The organism is Chryseobacterium sp. JV274, assembly GCF_903969135.1.
GTDB lineage: Bacteria > Bacteroidota > Bacteroidia > Flavobacteriales > Weeksellaceae > Chryseobacterium.
This window is the reverse complement of record NZ_LR824569.1, coordinates 4,434,533-4,455,515: the sequence shown is the minus strand read 5'-3', so window position 1 is coordinate 4,455,515 and position 20,983 is coordinate 4,434,533. Positions and strand designations below refer to the sequence as shown.

General features: G+C 32.2%; 13 protein-coding genes. 6 read left to right on the top strand and 7 right to left on the bottom strand.

Features of this window, described 5'->3' with window-relative positions; all coding sequences use genetic code 11:
* The first annotated feature begins 41 nt into the window (after positions 1–41).
* From CHRYMOREF3P_RS20580 to CHRYMOREF3P_RS20550, 6 genes are all read left to right on the top strand, one after another.
* Positions 42–416, top strand: coding sequence for a helix-turn-helix domain-containing protein (locus CHRYMOREF3P_RS20580; RefSeq protein ID WP_180565402.1), 375 nt, complete (start codon positions 42–44; stop codon positions 414–416).
* A gap of 68 nt (positions 417–484) precedes the next feature.
* Positions 485–2,218 (top strand): DNA phosphorothioation-dependent restriction protein DptF, encoded by a 1,734-nt coding sequence (gene dptF / locus CHRYMOREF3P_RS20575; RefSeq protein ID WP_180565401.1) that lies wholly within the window; start codon positions 485–487, stop codon positions 2,216–2,218.
* A complete protein-coding gene (gene dptG, locus CHRYMOREF3P_RS20570; protein ID WP_180565400.1) occupies positions 2,215–3,675 on the top strand; it encodes a DNA phosphorothioation-dependent restriction protein DptG in 1,461 nt (486 codons plus the stop codon). Before dptF ends, dptG begins: the two co-directional genes overlap by 4 nt.
* On the top strand, positions 3,647–8,809 hold the full coding sequence (dptH, locus tag CHRYMOREF3P_RS24100) for a DNA phosphorothioation-dependent restriction protein DptH (protein WP_198424144.1): 5,163 nt from the start codon (positions 3,647–3,649) through the stop codon (positions 8,807–8,809). The genes dptG and dptH overlap by 29 nt, the downstream gene beginning before the upstream one ends.
* 11 nt (positions 8,810–8,820) lie before the next feature.
* On the top strand, positions 8,821–9,453 hold the full coding sequence (locus tag CHRYMOREF3P_RS20555; protein WP_180565399.1) for a hypothetical protein: 633 nt from the start codon (positions 8,821–8,823) through the stop codon (positions 9,451–9,453).
* Between the two features lie 5 nt (positions 9,454–9,458).
* On the top strand, positions 9,459–10,679 hold the full coding sequence (locus tag CHRYMOREF3P_RS20550) for a DGQHR domain-containing protein (RefSeq protein WP_180565398.1): 1,221 nt from the start codon (positions 9,459–9,461) through the stop codon (positions 10,677–10,679).
* Between the two features lie 64 nt (positions 10,680–10,743).
* On the opposite strand, the gene CHRYMOREF3P_RS20545 is transcribed toward CHRYMOREF3P_RS20550, so the two are convergent.
* The 7 genes from CHRYMOREF3P_RS20545 to CHRYMOREF3P_RS20515 form a co-directional block, all read right to left on the bottom strand.
* Positions 10,744–11,157: a DndE family protein gene (locus CHRYMOREF3P_RS20545; protein ID WP_180565397.1), complete on the bottom strand. Its 414-nt coding sequence runs from the start codon at positions 11,155–11,157 to the stop codon at positions 10,744–10,746.
* Positions 11,141–13,231, bottom strand: coding sequence for an AAA family ATPase (locus CHRYMOREF3P_RS20540; RefSeq protein WP_180565396.1), 2,091 nt, complete (start codon positions 13,229–13,231; stop codon positions 11,141–11,143). The genes CHRYMOREF3P_RS20545 and CHRYMOREF3P_RS20540 overlap by 17 nt, the downstream gene beginning before the upstream one ends.
* A gap of 2 nt (positions 13,232–13,233) precedes the next feature.
* Entirely contained in the window at positions 13,234–14,598 is a 1,365-nt protein-coding gene (dndC, locus tag CHRYMOREF3P_RS20535; protein ID WP_180565395.1) for a DNA phosphorothioation system sulfurtransferase DndC, read from the bottom strand.
* Between the two features lie 279 nt (positions 14,599–14,877).
* Positions 14,878–16,965, bottom strand: a complete 2,088-nt coding sequence (locus CHRYMOREF3P_RS20530; RefSeq protein WP_180565394.1) for a type IA DNA topoisomerase — start codon at positions 16,963–16,965, stop codon at positions 14,878–14,880.
* Positions 16,966–16,985: 20 nt separating this feature from the next.
* Positions 16,986–18,440, bottom strand: coding sequence for a DUF3945 domain-containing protein (locus CHRYMOREF3P_RS20525; RefSeq protein WP_180565393.1), 1,455 nt, complete (start codon positions 18,438–18,440; stop codon positions 16,986–16,988).
* Between the two features lie 98 nt (positions 18,441–18,538).
* Positions 18,539–18,820, bottom strand: coding sequence for a helix-turn-helix domain-containing protein (locus tag CHRYMOREF3P_RS20520; protein WP_180565392.1), 282 nt, complete (start codon positions 18,818–18,820; stop codon positions 18,539–18,541).
* Between the two features lie 383 nt (positions 18,821–19,203).
* Entirely contained in the window at positions 19,204–20,460 is a 1,257-nt protein-coding gene (locus CHRYMOREF3P_RS20515; RefSeq protein WP_180565391.1) for a phage integrase SAM-like domain-containing protein, read from the bottom strand.
* Positions 20,461–20,983: the final 523 nt, after the last annotated feature.

Below are 20,983 nucleotides of genomic sequence, written 5' to 3'. Positions count from 1 at the left end.
TTGTATCGAATAATTTGTTTGTTTTTTGCAAATTTTACTAAATGCAAAATTACAATGACTATGAAATAGATATTCTCGCATTGCAAATAGGATGCTTGATCAAATTTAAAAGATTAGAGAAAAATCTTTCGCAGGAGGATATTGGATTATTCATTGGTTCAAATGCTACGATGATTGGAAGGGTGGAAAGAGCAGAAACTTCACCTAGTTGGCAGAATCTACTAAAAATTTTTCAAGCCGTTGGACTAGATTATGAATCACTGTTTCAATTAAAATCTTTGGAAGAAAACCTTTTGATTGTGGAAAAATGTCTAAAGCTGGAAAAAAAGCTTACAAAAGAAAAGCAAGACTATTATAATTCTCTTAAAAAGCTTTTGAAAGATAAATACAAAGATCTAAATAAAAAAAAGGCTTGACGAAAATTTGAATTTTATTCAAAAAAATCAATTAAAAAACTATACCATGAATTATTTAAAAACAGATTATGAGAAATCATATATTAATTGATGAACTACAGAAACTTAAGGAGTCTTCTAGGTATGCTATCGCACAAGGTAATAGCTATGACATTGATGATTTCAAGAAATTTCTACATATTGAAAGAGAGGTTGAGAATAAATTAAAGCAGATTATTATTTCAAGCAGCAAGCTTAACACTTCACAGCTTGTACTCGTTTGCGGAAATGTGGGAGACGGAAAATCGCATATTTTATCATATTTGCATAATGAAATCCCGAATGAGATAGGGAAATTTCAAATCCATAATGATGCTACAGAATCTCATAATCCAAATGAATCTTCAAACGATACACTACTCCGAACTCTAAATAGTTTTACAGATGAAAACATTAGTCAATCTAATGTAAAACTGATTCTTGCTATTAACCTAGGAACTTTGAGCAAGTTTATGGAAGAATATGGTTTTAAATTTCAGAAATTAGGAACATTTATCCAGAAAGAATCCATTTTGGACAATACATTGGTAAGTTCTCAAGATTTTAATGCTGACAGCCATTTTCATCAAATAAATTTTACGGATTACCATTTATACTCGCTAACAGAAAATGGTCCCGTATCCGATATTATTAAAGAATTACTATGTAGAATTATTACTCCTTCTGAAAGTAATCTTATATACAAAGCATATAAAAAGATCAAAGATGTTGCTGACTTATCCAGATGCCCGGTAAAATATAACTACGAATTCCTATTCCGTTCTGAAAACAGAGAATTGATTGAGCTATTAATAATCCAATCCATTGCTCAAAACAAGGAGATAGTGTCAGTACGATCCTTACTCAATTTTATTTATGACTTGATTGTTCCTATACAATTGTCTTCATTAGCTGATATTGATCAATTAAATGCTGTCCGTAATTTGTCCGATTCTGAGCTTATAGATTGTCTAATTCCGAATTATATTTTTGAGCATGCAGATCTATCGAATTTGTTTGCGAGACTTTCTGAATTAGACCCATGTAATGTACGAAGTGATGAGACAGACGAAAAATTACTGAAATTACAAAGTATTGACAGTCCATCAGAATTATTTGCAATCAATATTCAACCAGAATTATATGGTGAAGTGTTTAAAACTATTAAAATGGATGAAGTCGATAGAAATCTTGTTTCAAAATTTTTTTTAAGGCTTAATTTTTTTCAATATGGAAACCTTTTTGAGAACAGTAACTTTCAAGAATACATTACATGGCTGTATCATTTTAATAAAGGTAACCCAACATATCTAAACAAAATTTACAACTTGGTAGAAAATTCCGTAAAAAAATGGTATGGTGATCCAAAGAAAGGTGATAAAGTTGTTGTAAGACTAGGAAGAAGACAAACTAAATATCGGGTGTTTCAAGATTTTTCCTTAACTCCGAAACCGTACATACCAAATAATTCTGAAGATAAAGTTTTATATCAGTTTGTACAGGAATTCACTGTATGTTATGCGTCTCCAATTCCAAATGAGCAAGATATTAAAATAGCAATAGACTACAGTTTATTTAAAACGCTGAAAATGATTAATAAGGGGTATCGCCCAAACAAGAAAGACAATAATAATTTTATATACTTTGTCTATTTTATAAATGAAGTAATTCAAGGAAATCAATACAACACTTTATATATTGATGAAGTAAATGTAGGAAAACCAATTGATTACAAACTGACTAAAAATCATTTTGGAGGTTATAAATTTGAATTGGTATCATGAGGAAAATAGAATTATTAAAAGCTGGAAAATATGGCTTAGAAGGAAGACTATTAAAAGCAAATACATTTCAGCACCATACTGGTTACCAGATTAACATATTTCCATTTAAAACACAACCTGGAGGACATGTCTTTAAAAATGACTTTTTATCTTTTCAGGGAATTATGGGTGAAGTTATTCGTTTGTCCAATAACACCGAATTGGATAAATTCAAGAACACTGCGAATTATAAAACTGAACTAAAACAAACCATTCTCAAAAATGTGCTCGAAAAAGTTGAGACTAGTGAAAAAAAACAACTGGAAGACATTATCAATAAAATGTTTTTTGAGCATGATAATTCATTGTTTAAGTATGATTTCCATGTTATCTCTTACAAAAACTTCATTAACAACAATAATGCAATAAAGGACGTTCCAGTCTTTATTTCAGATGTTTTTATTCAAAACAATGAACAATTTAAAGCTCTATTTTCTGAAAACAAAAGTAAAAACATTCTGAATCAACTTATTTCAGAATGTTTGCCAAATCATATCGACAAAAAAGATAGTAAACGCGACAAGCAGATTTTTAAAAATATGATTCCTGCTGTTACCGAAATATTTCAAAAAGATTTTGATTTTTTAATGAGTGATAAAGATTATTTTTTGGAGAATTTTGAATTATTCTTCAAATATTACTATTTTTTTTACTTTACACAACTAACTTTCAAACTAGACAATTTTGGACAGCAGGATTACCATATAAAACCAATTTACTTTTCTATGGATTGGGAAAATTTATCCGAATCAAGATTACAACTCCATAAAATCGGATGGAGAGAGGTTTCTAAACATTACGAACGTGTTTTTGCACACGCTAACGCATTAGAATTGATTAATTACATCCTAGTAGATAATACTTTGATTGGCGATTATGATGAGATTACAAAATTATTTAACTCTTTTGAAGAATCGGAAAAAGAAGAATTTAAAACTTGTTTAGAACAGTTACTCGAATTTTATAAAAATGAAGTAAAGACACTAAATCCTCCTGCAAGTTGGGAAGAATGTCACAGTAATCTTAATTTAAAGAGTTTTGATCAAGAGATTACAACACTGATCTATTCATTATGGTATACAATCCGCTACCAATTTGAGAACGGAAAACGTAATAAACCTTACAAGGACTACGCTTTGTGGCTAAGTAGCTTCAGTAAAGAAAACTTTACAAAATCAGGTGGACGTCTGGGAAGCAAATTGGTGTTATCTCAAGAGATTTTACTGTTTCTAACCAAACTATGTGTGGGAAACAGAGAAAAAATTCGTTTAAAATCGTTTTGGGAAAAACTTCAAGAACGAGGGATCACATTTGATGAAACTTCTAAATTGGAAGTTATTAAATTATTTGAACGAATTAATCTAATCGAGAAAAAAAGCGATAGCGGTGATGCACAATACATTAAATCCTCTTTATAAATATATATCAGAATTAATCGTTGAATTTTTTATCAATCAACAGATTAGACCCGGAGACAGATATAATTTATATCTTGAAGAAAAATCTTATGTACAGCAATTGTTCGATGCTCTTCGATCTGCCAATGTTTCGAGTATCGAGACATTCTCTTACCAACATCCATCGGGCAGTGTTCCTTTCGAATCATTTACCATTGAAATTAATGATATAAAGGTTTTGGTTGTTTCAAGTGAAAATGCTACCGAAGACTACTTTACTATGTTAAGAAACAATGTTTCTCAACAAGCATTAGGTTTTGAAAACACTGCAATGTTAATCATTTACAGTCAAAAACTAGAAAGTATATCCGGTGGAAGTGAAAATTTGGAAAAAGACGGCATGCCTCTACACTATCTAAGTTTTCGCAAGCGAGTTGAGAAAGATATTAATGAGAATAGAACTTTAAAATACCATGAAAAAGAAATTCTAAAAGCGGTTCTCAGTTACAAAACAAAAAACATTTTAGAAGATAACAATTCAGTTTTCGACTATGAATCTGTCATAAAAGTTTTGGAGAAAGGAACAATTGATACCGTTGATTTTCAAGCTCTCGGTTTATTTCCTCATGAAGAATTAGCTACAAAAGGGACAAAGGTAGACGTTGATATTCTAGAAAATTATAAACTCTTTGGAAGAATAGAAGCAATTTTTCAAGATGACGAACCGGAAACAGAGCTTAAAGAAATATTGCCTGAAAATGCTTATAAAAAGTTTATTAAAGAAGACTGGAAGACGACAGATTTTGGAGAATTATCTAAGTGGCTGGAAGCTGAAAAAAATAAATCGATTCCAGAAATTACATCTGTATCTTGCGATTCAAGAGATATTACCCTTTGGAAACGCACAGATGGTGTAACGGCTTCGAAGAAACGAAATTACAATCTGCTTGTATTCAATCAAAACCAGCAGGAAGATATAGTAGTAGAAATTAAATTTGATCAACGTACTAAAAAAGACGGCATAAACTACAAAGGAAGAAATTTAATAGTTCAAAGCAGTGGATACAATCTTTTGGTAACATTACCTAAATGTGAGAACACAAATAATTTCCACCTCATTGAATACAGAGACCCTGATTCCGGGAAAAAATTTCTGCTTAAGTTATTGCATGTTCCTTTCGAATCTAATTATTTAACTCAATTCGAATCTAATTTCCTTATCAGAGCAGGATCTCTTGGAAATTATCTTTCCGTAAAAGATGACAATATCATCATTTTTAATGAAGGAGAGCAGCATGTAATAGAAGAAGAACTCGAATACAGTAAGAATTATGTTATTACTGAATTTACATCTTTGAAATTGAACTGCGATTATGCAAATATAGATGCAGAAGAAGTTTATTTTCAAATCACAATTAAAGAGACTCTAATTTCCATCCATATCAAACCAGATTTTGATCCTCCAAGATTAATAAATGGATTAGAAGTATGGAAAGCAAAAAGAATCAATAAATCTGATTTTCGATATAAGCAAGAGAACGAAATTATAAAAATTCAACTCAAAACAGAACAACAAGAAAGAACTGTAAGCGGTGAATTTAGAAAAAACCTTATACTTGAACAAAAATTAACAAATTCTGATGGATATAGTTGGGAGGAAAATGTTAATGAAGAGATTTCAGAGATTCCACTTGATTTGGATCAATCCATCAAAGATACATTTGATCAGTTTCGTGAGGTTTTTAGAATTAAAAAAGTGCAACCCAGTTTAGCTTACTTAGAAGATTCGGAAAAAGAGATTGCATCTAAATATGTAAAAGAAATTTTAAACTATATTACAGCTTTTACAGAAAACCAAATATTGACATCAAAGCAAAAAAATGTCTTCTTATTGGGGGTAATCAAAGAAAATTCAGGAGCAAAAAAAATAAAACTGAGTCCTTATCATCCGCTGAATGTTGCATACCAATTACAGATTAACAGGACTTTAGACAATGATACGCAATCCTATAATGCGATTTTAAAACGATTAAATCCAAACAATCTACTACCGTATATAGAGGGTAAATCAAGGGAAATTTATGTTCCGACTGAATCTGTACATTCTCCTGAATGGATGTATTACTCTATGTACTCAGACACTAAGCAGGGAATTTCCAAAAGTTATGTCGCTAATTTGATTTCTTCAAAATTAAAAGATTTCAAAAGCAATTATAGTATTTTATTTGATCAATCGAAGCAAGCTCCGATTAGAATAAATGTAATCAATCAAGGAGACTGTAAAGAAGTACTCCATGGACTCTTTGAGTTTTACAGGACAGATTTGAACACCCACAAAAATAAAAGGCTGAATGATCTGATTCCGATCGAAGTATTCATTTATGGATCTGAAAATCTTGTCAATAAATTTGAAGAATTAACTTTTTACTCTTCGATCAGTGAAATTGAAGATCAACTTGAAGTTAATTTGAAAACCAATGATTTTGATAAGGATGATTTGCTTAACACCTTTTTTGAAAAAGTGAAATTCTATTCCCGATCATTTCCGAAAGAGGAGGAACTCTATGAGTATGCACACATTACATTTTACCAATTTGACACTGAAACATCTGCATTCTCCTTTAACGAAATGAAAGATGTTAAAACGGGCTTATCATTAGACGGTTTACTTTCTGATGTTTCGTTTATACCCCATCAAGATACATATCGAACAGGATTCGGAACGCGCTTTTTATCAACAGAAAAATCTGATCTTATTGAATTAACTACTCGTTACAATGCACTGGCGAAAGTGGCATCTAATGATGACCCTTTTGACTCAAGCAAAGCACTGTGCACAACCATTAATAATGCTATCCGTACTCAATTAGAAAAATTATATTCGAGTTCACATTGGGTGACATACATTGATCCGAGGGTCGATTTAGATTTTTTCAAAGATCAGTCAGACTTGGTAATTGTGCATTACAGCGATCAATATACCAATTCAAGTGGCTACGATGCAATTACTGTAAGCAGAAAAACAGAGCAATATGCATTTGTAGTTCAGGAATTTCTTTCAAAGCACAAAGTTTTGTTTACCCCACAAACAGATACTATACCTATTATTAACTTTTTCAACGCAATTAATGGAGACTGGTTATTGGGATTGGTACGTCAAAAAAGTCATTTTCCAAAAGAGAAGCTGAGTTTATTGTCAGGTGTTAAAACGGCATTAACCTTTCTGCATAATCCATGTATAATCTGGGTTCCAATTTCATTAGAGGAGATTTTACGAGTTTCAGGAAATGCAGGTCTTACAAAAGAAGAAGGTCTGTTTTCTACAAAAAATTTAGGCGCAGGAGGATCTTATAGTGATGATCTACTGTTAATCGGTCTGGAGAAAAAAAAGGAGAAATTAGAAATGTATTTTTATCCTGTTGAACTGAAGATCGGCGGTGTAAATATTGTTAATAAAGGGAGGATACAAGGAGAGAAAACAGCTGAATTAATTTACAATCATTTATCTAAGGATGGTTTTATTTCTGAATTCTACAAAAATTTCTTTGCTAAATTGATTTTGGCCAGTGCTGAAAAGATGAAATTATTTCAAATATGGGAGAATCAGAAGTGGGATATTATTCTAAATGATTATAGAACCGAATTATTGAATAACCAGTTTACCATTTCAAAATCACTCAAGTCAATTATTGGAGATTTCGGCTTAATTTATTTTGGAAATGATACCATTACACGTAAACTGAGTACTTCTGAAAACTGTATGGAAGTTAATCTTATGGAACAAGATGGTTACAATTTCCTTGTTAAATCAGTTGACGAGCTTATTGAATTATTTCATCACACAACAACTACTATTGATACTTCTAAATTGTTGGCTTCGCGTTATGATTGTAATGCTATCTCAAAAATATCAGTTGAGTCAGATGATATATTGCTTGAGAGTAAAAGTAGTCTGCCGGATGAACCTTTTGTTTCCGAAGAAACAATTTTGGAAAAGCCAAAAGAGAGGCTTTCAGATACCGGAATGAAAATAGTTTTTGGAACTGATTTGAATACACAGAAACCTGTCATTTGGGAACCGAATAATTCTGACAAGGTAATGCATACAAATACGGGAATTATTGGAACAATGGGAACTGGTAAAACTCAATTTACTAAATCGTTAATTTCGCAAATTTATAAAAATGCTGTCCAAAACCCTGGGGATGAGAAACTAGGAATTCTCATTTTCGATTACAAAGGGGATTACATCAAGGATGACTTTGTGAAGGCGACCGATGCAAAAGTTTTTGAACCACATCAGTTACCGTACAATCCTTTAGCTCTAGACCCAACACCCCAGTCTAAACCAATGCTACCATTACATACGGCAAATGATATTAAAGAAACGATCGCTAATGCATTTAATCTCGGAAATGTACAGAGACAGAAGTTGAGGGATATTATAGTTAATGCTTATGAAAACAAAGGTATAGAAAGAGGAAAAAGAGAAACATGGTCAAAAACTCCACCTACTTTAGGTGATGTGTGTAATATTTATCTGGAGAATCCGGAAGTGTCCCAAGATAGTTTATATGCCGCTATCTCAAATTTGTCTGACTTTGAAATTTTCGAATCAGATCCAACTAAAACACAATCACTTTATTCTCTTATTGAAGGTGTTGTTGTTATTAATCTATCTGGATATGATGAATCTATTCAAAACTTAATCGTAGCCATTACGCTAGATGCATTTTATACACAAATGCAACGACACGGACATAGTGCCATTGAAAACAATCTACGACAATTACGTAAAATAATCTTGGTAGATGAAGCAGATAATTTTCTTAGTAAAAATTTCCAGTCACTAAAAAAAATATTGAAAGAAGGGCGTGAATTTGGAGTAGGTACAGTACTTTCAACTCAATTCTTAAATCATTTTGCCACTGGTGAAAACGAATACTCAAATTATATATTGACTTGGGTGATTCATAGAGTAAACGAAATTAAGATTAAAGAAGTAGAATCACTTTTCGCCTTGGACAGTAAATTGAAAAAAGAAAATTTAATCAATATAATAAAGGGGCTTGAAAAACATCAAAGTGTTGTAAACCTTGCCGGCTCTGATCCATTAGTGATAAGAGATAAAGCTTTTTGGGAATTAGATAAATAGCTATATTAATCATGGAAAACAAACGTAGAGATTGGAAATTACTTGGTAATTTTCTTTATGAAAGATTTAACGAAGCTTGGAAAGCACCTTCATATGTCTTATACTTTTTTGTAGTGATCGTTTTGGTCGGAACTTTTGGAGTAATTACAGAATTGTTTTCAATAGATTTTTGTTTAAGTTGCAAATTTGATCATAGTAAAGTTACAAATTCTTGTTTTAATATTTCAAGTACTGGATTGGCATTAGTAACAGCATCAGTTATTGAGTTAATCTTTATATCTAGAAAAAATATTGGAAAAGAAACCAAGAATTTTAATCTAAATTTTGAAGAGCTAGAAAACTTGAAAAAGGGTGTAAGAATGTTCGGATTAAGTGCCTTGATTATATCTTTTATACTTTGGATACTTATTAATTATTTATTTGAAATTGATTTGCTAAAAATATTTTTTTCCACAATTCTGCTATTATTTGCCTATTTTGTATGGTGGGTCTCGAATGTAAGAAACAAAATTCTTTCAAATTATATAAAAAATTATGAAAGTATAATGGGAGGAGATGCTAATACTTCCGAACTTAATACCGCAGAAGCAAAAGATAAACAAGAAAGTAATCTTAATGGTAATTTAGAAAATTTTAAAACTTGAGTATAATGTCAAATAAATATAACATTTTAGAAATTAAACAACCTTTAGGAACTTTTTACGTTTTTAAAATTTCAGCTTTTGAATTATTACAAATAGTTGAATCTGAACCATATTACTTAAGCTTGGAAGGCGGTAAATTTAGAAATGAAGGTATCCAAAGACGATTTGATGAAGGAAGAGGAAGAGAAATTTCAAAATTCTTGAAAAGTTCAGAAAGTGCTTTACCTAACTCAATAATTATTGCCGGAAATACACGAAATTTACCAGAAGATGAACAATGGAAAATTATTAGTGATAGTAATGAAAACTATTTAGAAATACCTAAATTACAAGTAAACGGCACTGTTATCGATGGTCAGCATCGTTTATTTAGCTTTAAGCATCTTGATGTCGATGAGCAAAAAAATTATGAATTAATATGTACTCTTTATTTAGATTTACCTAATCCATATCAGGCATATATTTTTGCAACGATCAATATGAATCAACGTAAAGTTGATAAAAGTTTAGCTTACGAATTGTATGGATATGATTTAAATGATGATGAAGCAGATAAGTGGTCTCCTGAAAAACTAGCAGTATTTTTGACTAGGAAATTGAATCTTGATGATAAATCGATTTTTAAAGGTCATATTTTGCTAGCAGCAAATAGTGACGAAATAATAGAAAAGATCTCTGGTGTAAACTCCAATGAATGGAAGATCTCAACAGCAGCAATAGTAGAAGGAATTTTATCTTTAATAACGAACAATGCCAAAAGAGATCGAGATGAATTACAAATTAAGTTTGAAAACGAAAGATCAAGAATTATTTTAAATGAAGTTAAAAGTAGTGCTCCTTTGAGAAAATATTATATTGAAAATAATGATCTTCTAATTTATACTATACTACTTAATTTCTTTAAAGCTACTTATAATGTTTTATTCCAGTCAAGTCCTATTTTGTTTAAAACCGTTGGAATCCAAGTTCAATTTATTGTTTTAAAAAAGATTTTACAAAAAATAGAAAAAGAAAAAGATATTAGTGTTAGTTATTTTAGCTACGAGGTAAATAATTTATTTTCAAAAACAACAAATATAAATTTTAATAGCCCATTTTTTCAACTTTCGGGAATTGGTAAAACCCGGATTAAAAATATTCTATTAATTTCTATGGGTTTGATGGATTTGGATGAAATTAAGAACAAACAGGATGTAAATGAATACAGAAGACTATTAAATTATTAATAGTCTTCTGTATTCATCTTAAATATTGTCATTGACAAATAATTTACTACCTCAGTTTCATTAATCATTTCTCTTTAAATAGATCAGATGAAGTGCTAAGATTAGAAGAAATCAGCTCCACTAAAAAATCAAAACCATCAATATTATTTGCCTTTTGTAATTCCTCGTTTATTAATTGTAGCCCATCATCAATATGAAGTTTTACATACTTACCTAGATCTTTGTCCGTTTTGTAAATACTATAATGAGTACAAAGTAATCCTATATATAAATCATCATGGTCACCAAACAAAACAGACCTTGAATATTCTTTACCTCCTGAATCAGCTAAACCATTTAAGTCCAACCTTCTATTCTTTGAGAGTGAAAATGAATACGCCATACGGGCAATTATGTTTTCAGCTCCTAAATTGAGTCTGCGAGTAAGTTGAGCAACAATATCCTTATTCTCTCTGCTCGTTTTAATTTGAGTGAACATAATCTTCGTCGTTTTTAATTTCAATAAATAATTGATCTTGTTTCAAAAATTTGAATTTTGAAGCACCATTTTCACTGTCAATAACATAAACTTTATTGACATGTGGCTGCAAGGTTTTATATTCCATCTCAGACAATTCTTTTTCTAGAAGTGGGAATAAAACCACTTGATCTGAAATAGATGGATAAAACTCCCTAATTATGTTTTGAGAATGGAATTTATCAAACTTCTGTAGTGGACTGTCAATAAAAACAGGAAATTTAATACCAGATTCATCTACTAAAGCTTTTAGTAAAGCAGTGGCATAAAGCTGCTGTTCTCCTTTTGATAATGATTCTTTGTCAATTATTTTGTCATTAGAATCTAATAAATCAATATCCATTATATCATCATAAACATTGACCTTTACGTTATGAACAAAATCATTTTTATGCATAATTTTCTTCAGACCTAAAAGAATTGATTTTTGAAGAGAATATTTCTTATCTTCTTTTACTCTTTGAATAATTTTTGATATTTTAAGTAACAATTTTTCAGTAACTTCACTTTTAGCAATGTCAGCCTCAACTAATTTAAAATTCTTTTCATATTCAGAAAGCACTCTACTGTTGATTGCAACCTGCGACTCCAATGAATTTAACTCTTCAATTATTCCTCCTTTCTCTTGTGACAACTGAAGAATTCTTTGATCTACTTTTGATTTTTCTTCCCGGAGTTTTTGAGCAACCGCATTTCCTTTTCTAGCCTCAGCTTGCTTTATTTTATAAAACACTTTTGATGTTGCAAGCTTGTTATTTTTTTCTTCTCTGACAATATTTTGAAATTGGATATTAAAACCATTCTTGACGTTGTCTATAATTGCTTTTACAGCACGTGCCTGTTCAGGAGTATAATCAAGTAGAATAGATGTTTCCTCGTTACTTTTAATTGTATATTGTTCTAAAGAATCCTGAAACAATTTAATAATCTCATTGCCTTTGGAAATATTGATATTTAATGATTGTAATTTATTAAGAATAGATTTTTTAAGTAGTGGGTTTTCATCAATATTAATATTGAAATTGGAATCTGCAAAACTTTCACTTTCTAATTGGTCACTCAATTCAACTAACTTTTGTCCTGCCATTACAATTGGAACAAGATCAATCATCTTTTTTAATCGTCCACGAATCTCATCGGAATCTTTTTTTAATAGCTCCTGTTCTAATTTAAGCTGTGTCAACTCTTCTAAAGTTATACCACTTCCCTCTCTGATAAGCTTCTCCTGTAATGAATCGCTTTGATTAGAATAAGATAAAATCTCCTTTTCAATCTCAGTTTTTTTCTCTAAACAAAGTTCAGTTAAAGATTTTAACTCTTTTTCTTTTTCTATTAATTGTTGAAGTTTGATCTGCTGATCAGGCTTAGCACCGTTTCGACGAAGTTTCACAAGCAAAGTCTCTAGGTTTTTTTTAAGATCTTCGTATTTTTTAATTCCCAACACTTCAGAGTAAGCCCTACTGAGATTTTTCAATTCAGATTTTGATTTGGCTTCCGCCAATGTTACAATCTTTTCTGCATCAAAGAAAAAGAATTTAGCTATTTCTCTGGGTAAAATAAAGTCATTGATAAACAGCTCTAAACCAACTTCTTTAGCTAATTCATTTTCTAATCCATCAATATAGATTTCTAAAATTTCATTTTCAGTTGATAGGTTATAGGACCTTTTTATGAGAACACGCTCGCAGGGCAAGGAAGGAATTGAAATATCAGAAAGTTCGACTTCCATTGACAGACTCGAATCATTTAAATTACTTTGTTCAAAATCATTCTTAATATCACGATTTAGCAAAGTATTTAGAAATTTTTCATACCCCCCAGCATTTTTAATATCTTTTTTATATTTTTCTTCAACTTCAACCATCATTTTTCCGTAAAAACACCATATTAAAGAAGTTAAAAATGTTGTCTTACCAAAACCATTTTTACCTGCAACTATATTTATGTTTTTATTCTGTTGATTGGGGAGAAAAGTTATTTCATTTTCGCCCTTATATATTCTGAAATTGTTAAACTTAATTTTACTAATTTTCATTTCTATGATGTCTTTCCTGTTGCAAATTTCTCGATACGTCTTTCAATATCATTATGCAATCCGTATTTTGAAATTAACAAAGTTTTAGTCTCTTGTAATGAGATCAAGTTATCAATAAGATTATAAAATTTTATATCATCTTCACAGACCTCTCTGATGATTCTCTTTTCTGTGTTATCAAGATTTTTTATATTATTAGTGCTAATTTCTTTATCATAAATTTCTTTATAAACTTCTCCTACTGTGTGGTCAAAATAAAGGTCTCTGTTCCAAATAACTTGAATTGCAATCAATTCTTGATTGTTAATTAATGTGACATCTGGACGATCAATCTGAACATCTCTTTGCACTGTTAGCAAATCTTTCAAAATACGATATCTATATCCTTCGTCATAAGTACCATTATTCTCACCATCATCATTAACAGCCTTCATTCCATTTCTTCTTGTGTCTTTTCGATTCTCAGGTAAATTTCTACCTTCCACTAAACGGTTTCTAAAGTCAAGCAGTGGCTGCATCCAGTTTCGTCCATTACTTACAAGGGCATTCATTGATTTGTCATTTTTCACCACAGTACATGTCCAACAACCGAAGCGGCTTTGTCCACAGGATGTATGTTTTTTATCTGTTATAACAGTAGGACACTCGTAATCATCTGCACTTGCATCTGCATAAATTTGAAATAGAATTGAATTATCAAAGCCCCATGGCGATGGTACAGCGTTTATGATATACCAAACTTCATGTAATAGAAGTTCCTTAATTGGCGCATATGTATAAGTATTTGGAGAAGTTTGATGTTTCGATAATCTACGACCCGCAACCTCATGTTTACGTATAGAACGTTCTCTAGTAGCACTTTCTTCGTATCGGGTTCCCAGTAAAACTATAGCTTCACCCATGTCATCAATTTGCTCTAAAAGAAAACTTGAAGTAGGTCTAATTTTTAACTTATCCGTACACCATCTAAATGAATTATTTGGCACTGGGTAACCTTTTCCTATAACGTTTATCCAAAATGTCTCTTCTAATTTTGGCGTTGTTCTTTTGACAAATATGGGTAGATCCTGATTTCGTGCTTCCTCTTCAATTTTCTTTAGAACATCAGTCACATAATCAGCCAAAATTGGATTTTCAACCATTGTATCATTACAAACTACATATACTTTCCTTCTTAATTGAAATGGATGAGGAAGTTGCTCTCTAATACGCTGCAAAGCAATCCAAACCAAGGTGAGTAGTACAGTAGAGTCTTTTCCTCCACTGAATCCTATGATCCATGGTCTTTCAGTTCTGTCAGCATATAAATATTGATCAGTGATCTGCTCAATAATTCCTTCTATTTTACTGCTCTTTATCTTTTGCATAAAAATTTTCTCATTGCATGATTATGGCACAATATGCCAGTCAAATTTATGAAAATATAACGAGAAAAATAAAATTCAGAATTCGTTTTATTTTATGTCACTCCGTATAAATTACTTATAGTAAATCTTGATTTAAAAGAGTTACTACTAGAATTAGATACTGAATAAACGATAGCCACATCCTAGCCATACTGAGCTAAAACATAATGAATACTAAAAAGGTGATTAGAATTGGAAAAATGAGAATTTTAGAGGCAGCTCATCGGTTGCTTCCTAAAATTAATTCCCGCTTCTAAATTCAAATGATGTACTAAAATCATTTTTTAGAATGATAAAAGCATCAAACTTTCTACCGTTTTTACTCTTCATATTTTTGATTAATGATGTTTTGTTTTGAGTTAACAGTAAAGTAAGATCTTTAATATTGAGTTGTACTCCGCATATAGTTCTGAAGAGAATCCAATTACATTTTTCATCAGGACATTTTATGATTTTGTCTTTGATATTAACATGATGTCGTTGGCATTTGGGGCATTTTAGTTGGGGAATATTTTCTCGGGGAATATGAAGTGATAAGAGTTCGTTAGTGATTTCAGTTGTATAGTGTTGGATGTCGTTGATGAATTGAGTTTTATTGAGTTCTCTTTTTTCAATTTTATCAAGCATTATTTCCCATTCTGCGGTCATCTGGACATTGGCTATTTTTTTGTCTTTGACCAGGTTGTAAACCTGTAAGCCTTTATCGGTAGGAATTAATGCTTTGCTTTTTCTGGTGATATAGTTTCTACTGAGCAGCGTTTCGATAATAGAAGCTCTTGTTGCTGGTGTTCCGATACCGATATTGGATAGTGCTTTCTGTTCTTCTTTGTTCTCCATAGATCTGCCAGCATTTTCCATCGCTGATAAGAGGTCAGCTTCTGTATAAAGCTTGGGTGGTTGCGTTACTTTTTCCAATAATTCTGTTTTTGATATTTTCAGCTCATCTCCGATTTTGAATTCCGGAAGCTCAGTAAGGGCTTCATCTTTATTATTAGAATTTTCATTGTCAGAAAGAATGCCTTTGATGGCTCGCCAGCCTTGATTGAGTATTTTTGAGCCATTGATCTGGAATTCGTAATGATGGACTTTTATCTGGATTTGGGTGACTTGCTTTGTACAGGTGTGGGATAGGGATTCCAATAAACGGTAAGCAATCATCTCGTAAATGGCTTTTTCCGTAGTGCAAAGTGCAGAAGGTGTTTTAGTGGTTATGAGTAATCCGTGATGGTCGGTAACTTTTAGATCATTAACGATCCGCTTGTTGAAGTTTCCAAATTTTAAATAGGTTATGGCTGCTTTGAAGGGTTCGGTCTGATTCAGTATTCTGACCAGCTCAGGAATATCAGTCCATACATCTTCAGGAATATACTTACTGCCGGTTCTGGGGTAAGTGATGAACTGTTTCTCATAAAGGCTTTGGGCTGTTTGTAAAACCTCATCAGCAGAAAGCCCCAGTTTCCTGTTGGCTTCTTTCTGTAATTCTGTGAGGTCGAAAAGTAACGGAGATTGCTCCTGTACTGTTGTAATGGATACATCTTCTACAACAGCTTTTCCCTCCCGCTCTATTGATTTTTGGATTTGTTCTGCCTGCTTTTTTTCTTTCCATTGTAATAGTGAAAGGTTGGTGAAGTCTGTATATTCTTTTCGATGGCTCAGCTGAATCTGAAAGTATTTTTGCTTAGTGAAGTTTTGATGCTGAAGAAACCGTTGACAGATTAAAGCAAGAGTTGGTGTTTGTACTCTGCCTAATGAATAAACATCTTGGTTTCCTGCGATGGTTAATGCCTGAGTAGCATTGATTCCTACCAGCCAGTCTGCTTCGCTTCTGGCTTTAGCAGCTTGATACAAACCGTCAAAGGCATCGCCTGGCTGAAGGTTTTTAAATCCGTCCTGTATTGCCTTTTCGGTAAGGGAGCTGATCCAGAGTCTTTCGAAAGGTTTGTTGCATTCTATGTAGTGATAGATATAGCGGAAGATCAACTCCCCTTCCCTTCCTGCATCTGTTGCGACAATAATACTGCTGCATTGACTGATGACTTGTTGTATGGTGTTGAGTTGTTTTAAAGCCAAAGGATCGGGCTCATAGCCTTTTGCTTTCTTTAGTTTTTTGAGAGCTAGAATAAAAGGGTTCGGAAAGATAGGCAAAGAGGCTTTATTAAAGCCTCTTATACCATAATCCTCTGGCATTCCTAATGCGATCAGATGTCCTAATGCCCAGGTGACACAATAGCCGTTACCGGATAAATAACCATCTTTCTTTTCATGGGCTCCTAATAATTGTGCGATTTCTCTTGCGACACTCGGTTTTTCTGCGATGATTGCTTTCATATGATGGATTTAGATAATTATTATAGTTTTTGCCCTCTTGGTTTTCTAACCTTTTTTTGCTGATCCTTCTGCTGTTTATTGGCAGGGTGCTGCTGTTTTGATTCTAAAGGCTCATTCACATTTTTAGTATCTTCATTGGTTTTACCATGGGTGTTAACCGCAGTTTGGGTTTTATGATCTTCTGTAGGTTTTACCTCTTCTTTGAGCTTATTAGGATGATTGAAGGAGAAATCGGTTTTGGAAGTTTCTTTGTTGAAGGTAATATAACCTTGATAGGCTTTACCTTTAGCATCGGTAAGGCCGTCAACATAAACGGTTTGTCCGGCTTTGAACTTTTCATATTGAGAATCATCCAGTTCTTTTCCTCTGAATATTTTGGGCGCTTCTTGATCCGTATGTTGAGTTTGCTGTTGGTTATGATTGTGCTGTTGACTTTGTTGTTGATTCTGATTATTATTGAACAGAAATTCCACATACCGCTTATCCGCATTGAATTGTACGGTGGCATCGAAAAGTTCACCTTTTTTAGAGGTCATGCCTTCAAGATACAATGGTGCTCCTTCCAGTAGGGTTTGTTTCTGATGTTCATCAAGCTGTATTCCTTTGATTTCATCAGGAATTTTTATGTATTCTGCCCGATAGGCAACCAATTCATTGGTTAAACGGTCACGGCTGATCACTGATGGAATAATTTCATCTGTTTTAGGATTGACCAGATCTACTACCCTGCCCATATTCCCGGTTTCTCTGAGGTTCTTTTTGTCTTCATCACTAAACTGATGACCTAAGAATTTATTATTGAGACTGGGCTCTTTTCGGATTCCATGCAGATGAACGGCAACCTGTCCAGTATCTCCTGTTTGAAGGGATAACCGGACATCCATTTTGCTTACTGCCGTTCCCAGATTAATAGTGATGGGAATTAACGTATTGGTTTTAAAACCTCTGAGTAATGAATCCATCGCATTCATTTTTTCAAGCTTCTCCTGATTAAGTCCGAACTTTTCCATCGTTTTCCAGTCGATTTGCTCAGGCTGAAAACGATATTCCTGATTGTCTGTGTTGTTGTCCATTGTATTTTGATTTTTTGGATTGTTGTTGTGTTGAGGTAAAATTTCGTAGCCTTTCAGCTTTTCTTTTTCTTCAGGCGATGCCTGATCAACATATTTTTGAAGATCCTTAGCGGTATTAACAGCATCATATTCTGAAACTTTAAAAAAGTTGAAATGCGTAGGATTTTTAAGCTGCCGGTAAAAATTGGAAAAGAAGTTGGAGAATAGATCGCCGTGCTTATCCACTCTGATCAGCTGCTCATTATCTTTTTTTTCTTGTGGAGTAACCTTTTGAAGATTGCCTTCTTGATCAATTCCTTTGACCATTTCAACCTGGTTGGTATGAATGTTCAGGACAAGGAGTGTGTCTGCTGATGGTTTGAGTGCATCGGATTCCTGAACATTTATTATTTCTTGTTCCATTTTATTTTATTTAATGGAACGAAGATATAGGCTCAATTAAGAGAATCCTGAAGATTGGAATGGTGGTGAATGATTTGGCTGTGGATGTCTTGTTACTATCAAGAGTTTAAACATTCTCTGATCAATTGATGGACATCCGAAAGCTTATAATACAGCTTTCCGCTGATGGTATAGTAAGGCAGCTTTTTATCCGTCCGATACCGCTGTAATGATCTGGAACTAATTTTTAAAAGCTGTAAAACATCCTGGTTATCCAGAAGCTGCTCTCCATCTATTTCTATAAATCTGGATTGATTCCTAAGCATTTGTTCTTTCAGTAGATCAAATCTTTCCATGATTCTCTCCATCCAGGCGATAAATTCTGTTCTTTCAATATTCATAATGGTGATTTTTATGATTGCTGGTGATGTAAAATTGGAAAAGAGAAATCATATAAAATCACTAGTTTTTCGTAGTAATGAAAATTTTTTGGTATTTTAATGTTAAGATTTATTACCAAAATCGAATTACATGACAATGAAAGTCTCATGAATAGATAAGAAAAAGAAGGTTTTAAAAATAAGATAGCCTGTCAGTCCCCTACATAAAATTTCATGTGAGATTATATTTTTTATTCTTCTGAATTTACATACACATGTGAACCAAATGACACTATTGAAAAATCAGTAATCAATAAGACATGTTCAGCCATTTGCAAGGAGACCTCTGCTTAGATTGCTGTAAATATTAAATTCAAGAAGATTGCTTTCTTCAATTTTTTGAGTTAACTGACAGCCATGCCTCCAAAATAACTTTCTTTATATGTTTTGTCAAAATAATTACCCAAACTGATAATATGGCTTTCGTCTATGGGATTAATATATTTTAAAAACATCTGCTCCGTAGTATGTCCCGTTGCTTGCATTAATAGCGGAGTTGGAATTTTACCATAAAAGTTAGTTGCAAAACTTCTTCTTCCAATATGGCTGCTGAGTACTTCCCATTTTTCAACGATTAATTTCTTCACCCTATGCCCTACACGTTTTACCGCATTTACAGGATCAGTAAGCTGAGCAATTCTGCCAATTTGTTTAATATGACTATTATATTTAGTCGCAGAAAGTTTTTGAGGAAAATTGTTTTTAAGCCGTTTAATAATCTCTAAAACGACAGGATGTATTGGCAGCAGGATCTCCTTCTTTGTTTTTTGCTGAATAAAAGAAATACACACCCTGTCATTCACTTTTCTTAGCAGGTCTGAGTTGAACTTCATAAAGTCAGAGACTCTCTGACCGGTGTAGCAACTAATAAGCAGCCAGTCTTTAGCTGCCTGTAGTTCTTTGGGAACTTTCATTTTCCCTATTTTCATCACTTCTTTCTCTGTAAGATTTATGACTATCCTATTTTGCTTCTCCCGTCTTATATCGAATTCCCTGATAGCAGTTCTGATACCTTTTCTCTCAGCGAAGTTTAAAATTGTTTTAATAAAATGAATAGTTCTATATATGGTATTCTCACTGTAAGCTTCTTCTTTTCCAAATGAAATAAATTTTCTGATAAAATCTCCATCGATGGTATTGACATAAAGTCTTCTGGACGTAAAACCTTCAAACCTTTCAATAAGGTTAAAAAATACTTTATATCTTTTGTAGGTTGACTGGCAAATGTATTCTTGTTTTGAAGAAATATACATATTAATAAAACAGAGTAGTGAATCTTTTGGATAATCTTCTTTCTCTTTACTGCAAATATTTTTTATTTCCTTATAAAGATATCTTTGGGAACAAAGCTTTCCTTTAGACCTGTTTTCTTCAATACATTCTACCAACCGTATTTTCAAAGCATCTAGCTTAGCATTAATTTTTTTATAGCGTTTTAGATAAATATTACTTGGACGTTGTTTTTTACTATCCCAGTCTTCCTGACGGATTCTCAGCGGAGTTTTGAAATTAAAGAGTGGTTGACCCGATTGATTTTCAATTTTTAAATGAATACTTTCTTTTGCCAATCCACAATCAGAAATGAAAAATTTAAAAGTCATTGCTAGAAATATTAGGTTAATTTCCAGCTAATATAAATCAAAAGGTAGTCCTGTTTAGACTACCTTTCACTTACAAATATATAATAAATATTTTACTAAGCAAACAAAATTAACTTTTTGCGTATTAATATTTTAACCAGATTAAAAATATTTCTTATTAAAAATCACACACGATTACAAATAACCAACATAATTCAATTACAATAAAAATCTATTTATGAATAAACTCATATTTAGGCAAATATCACAAAAAAGGGTCTAAACAGGACTACTTTATTTAAACACACTTGAAATTAACACAACAACTAAAAAATGGAAAAATTTTTATTATTAAATCACCCGCTCTACTCAATAGAGCTTTCTCAAACTGAAATGAATGTTCCCATTCCAAAATCCACTTTGGATGTAACAAGTATAAGTTATTTAGAAGCAATAATACCTAAACAGGTATACGCGTACCAAAATGCTTAAGTCACTTAATAAATATTATTTATAAGTTTTTTACTGTGGTGGGCTACTGCTC

Excerpts from the sequence above, each read along its gene's own strand:
- CHRYMOREF3P_RS20540 (WP_180565396.1), bottom strand. The coding sequence starts at position 13,231 with ATGAAAATTAGTAAAATTAAGTTTAACAATTTCAGAATATATAAGGGC.
- CHRYMOREF3P_RS20545 (WP_180565397.1), bottom strand. The coding sequence starts at position 11,157 with ATGTTCACTCAAATTAAAACGAGCAGAGAGAATAAGGATATTGTTGCT.
- CHRYMOREF3P_RS20525 (WP_180565393.1), bottom strand. The coding sequence starts at position 18,440 with ATGGAACAAGAAATAATAAATGTTCAGGAATCCGATGCACTCAAACCA.
- CHRYMOREF3P_RS20515 (WP_180565391.1), bottom strand. The coding sequence starts at position 20,460 with ATGACTTTTAAATTTTTCATTTCTGATTGTGGATTGGCAAAAGAAAGT.
- dndC (WP_180565395.1), bottom strand. The coding sequence starts at position 14,598 with ATGCAAAAGATAAAGAGCAGTAAAATAGAAGGAATTATTGAGCAGATC.
- dptF (WP_180565401.1), top strand. The coding sequence starts at position 485 with ATGAGAAATCATATATTAATTGATGAACTACAGAAACTTAAGGAGTCT.
- CHRYMOREF3P_RS20530 (WP_180565394.1), bottom strand. The coding sequence starts at position 16,965 with ATGAAAGCAATCATCGCAGAAAAACCGAGTGTCGCAAGAGAAATCGCA.
- CHRYMOREF3P_RS20550 (WP_180565398.1), top strand. The coding sequence starts at position 9,459 with ATGTCAAATAAATATAACATTTTAGAAATTAAACAACCTTTAGGAACT.
- CHRYMOREF3P_RS20520 (WP_180565392.1), bottom strand. The coding sequence starts at position 18,820 with ATGAATATTGAAAGAACAGAATTTATCGCCTGGATGGAGAGAATCATG.
- dptH (WP_198424144.1), top strand. The coding sequence starts at position 3,647 with ATGCACAATACATTAAATCCTCTTTATAAATATATATCAGAATTAATC.
- CHRYMOREF3P_RS20555 (WP_180565399.1), top strand. The coding sequence starts at position 8,821 with ATGGAAAACAAACGTAGAGATTGGAAATTACTTGGTAATTTTCTTTAT.
- CHRYMOREF3P_RS20580 (WP_180565402.1), top strand. The coding sequence starts at position 42 with ATGCAAAATTACAATGACTATGAAATAGATATTCTCGCATTGCAAATA.
- dptG (WP_180565400.1), top strand. The coding sequence starts at position 2,215 with ATGAGGAAAATAGAATTATTAAAAGCTGGAAAATATGGCTTAGAAGGA.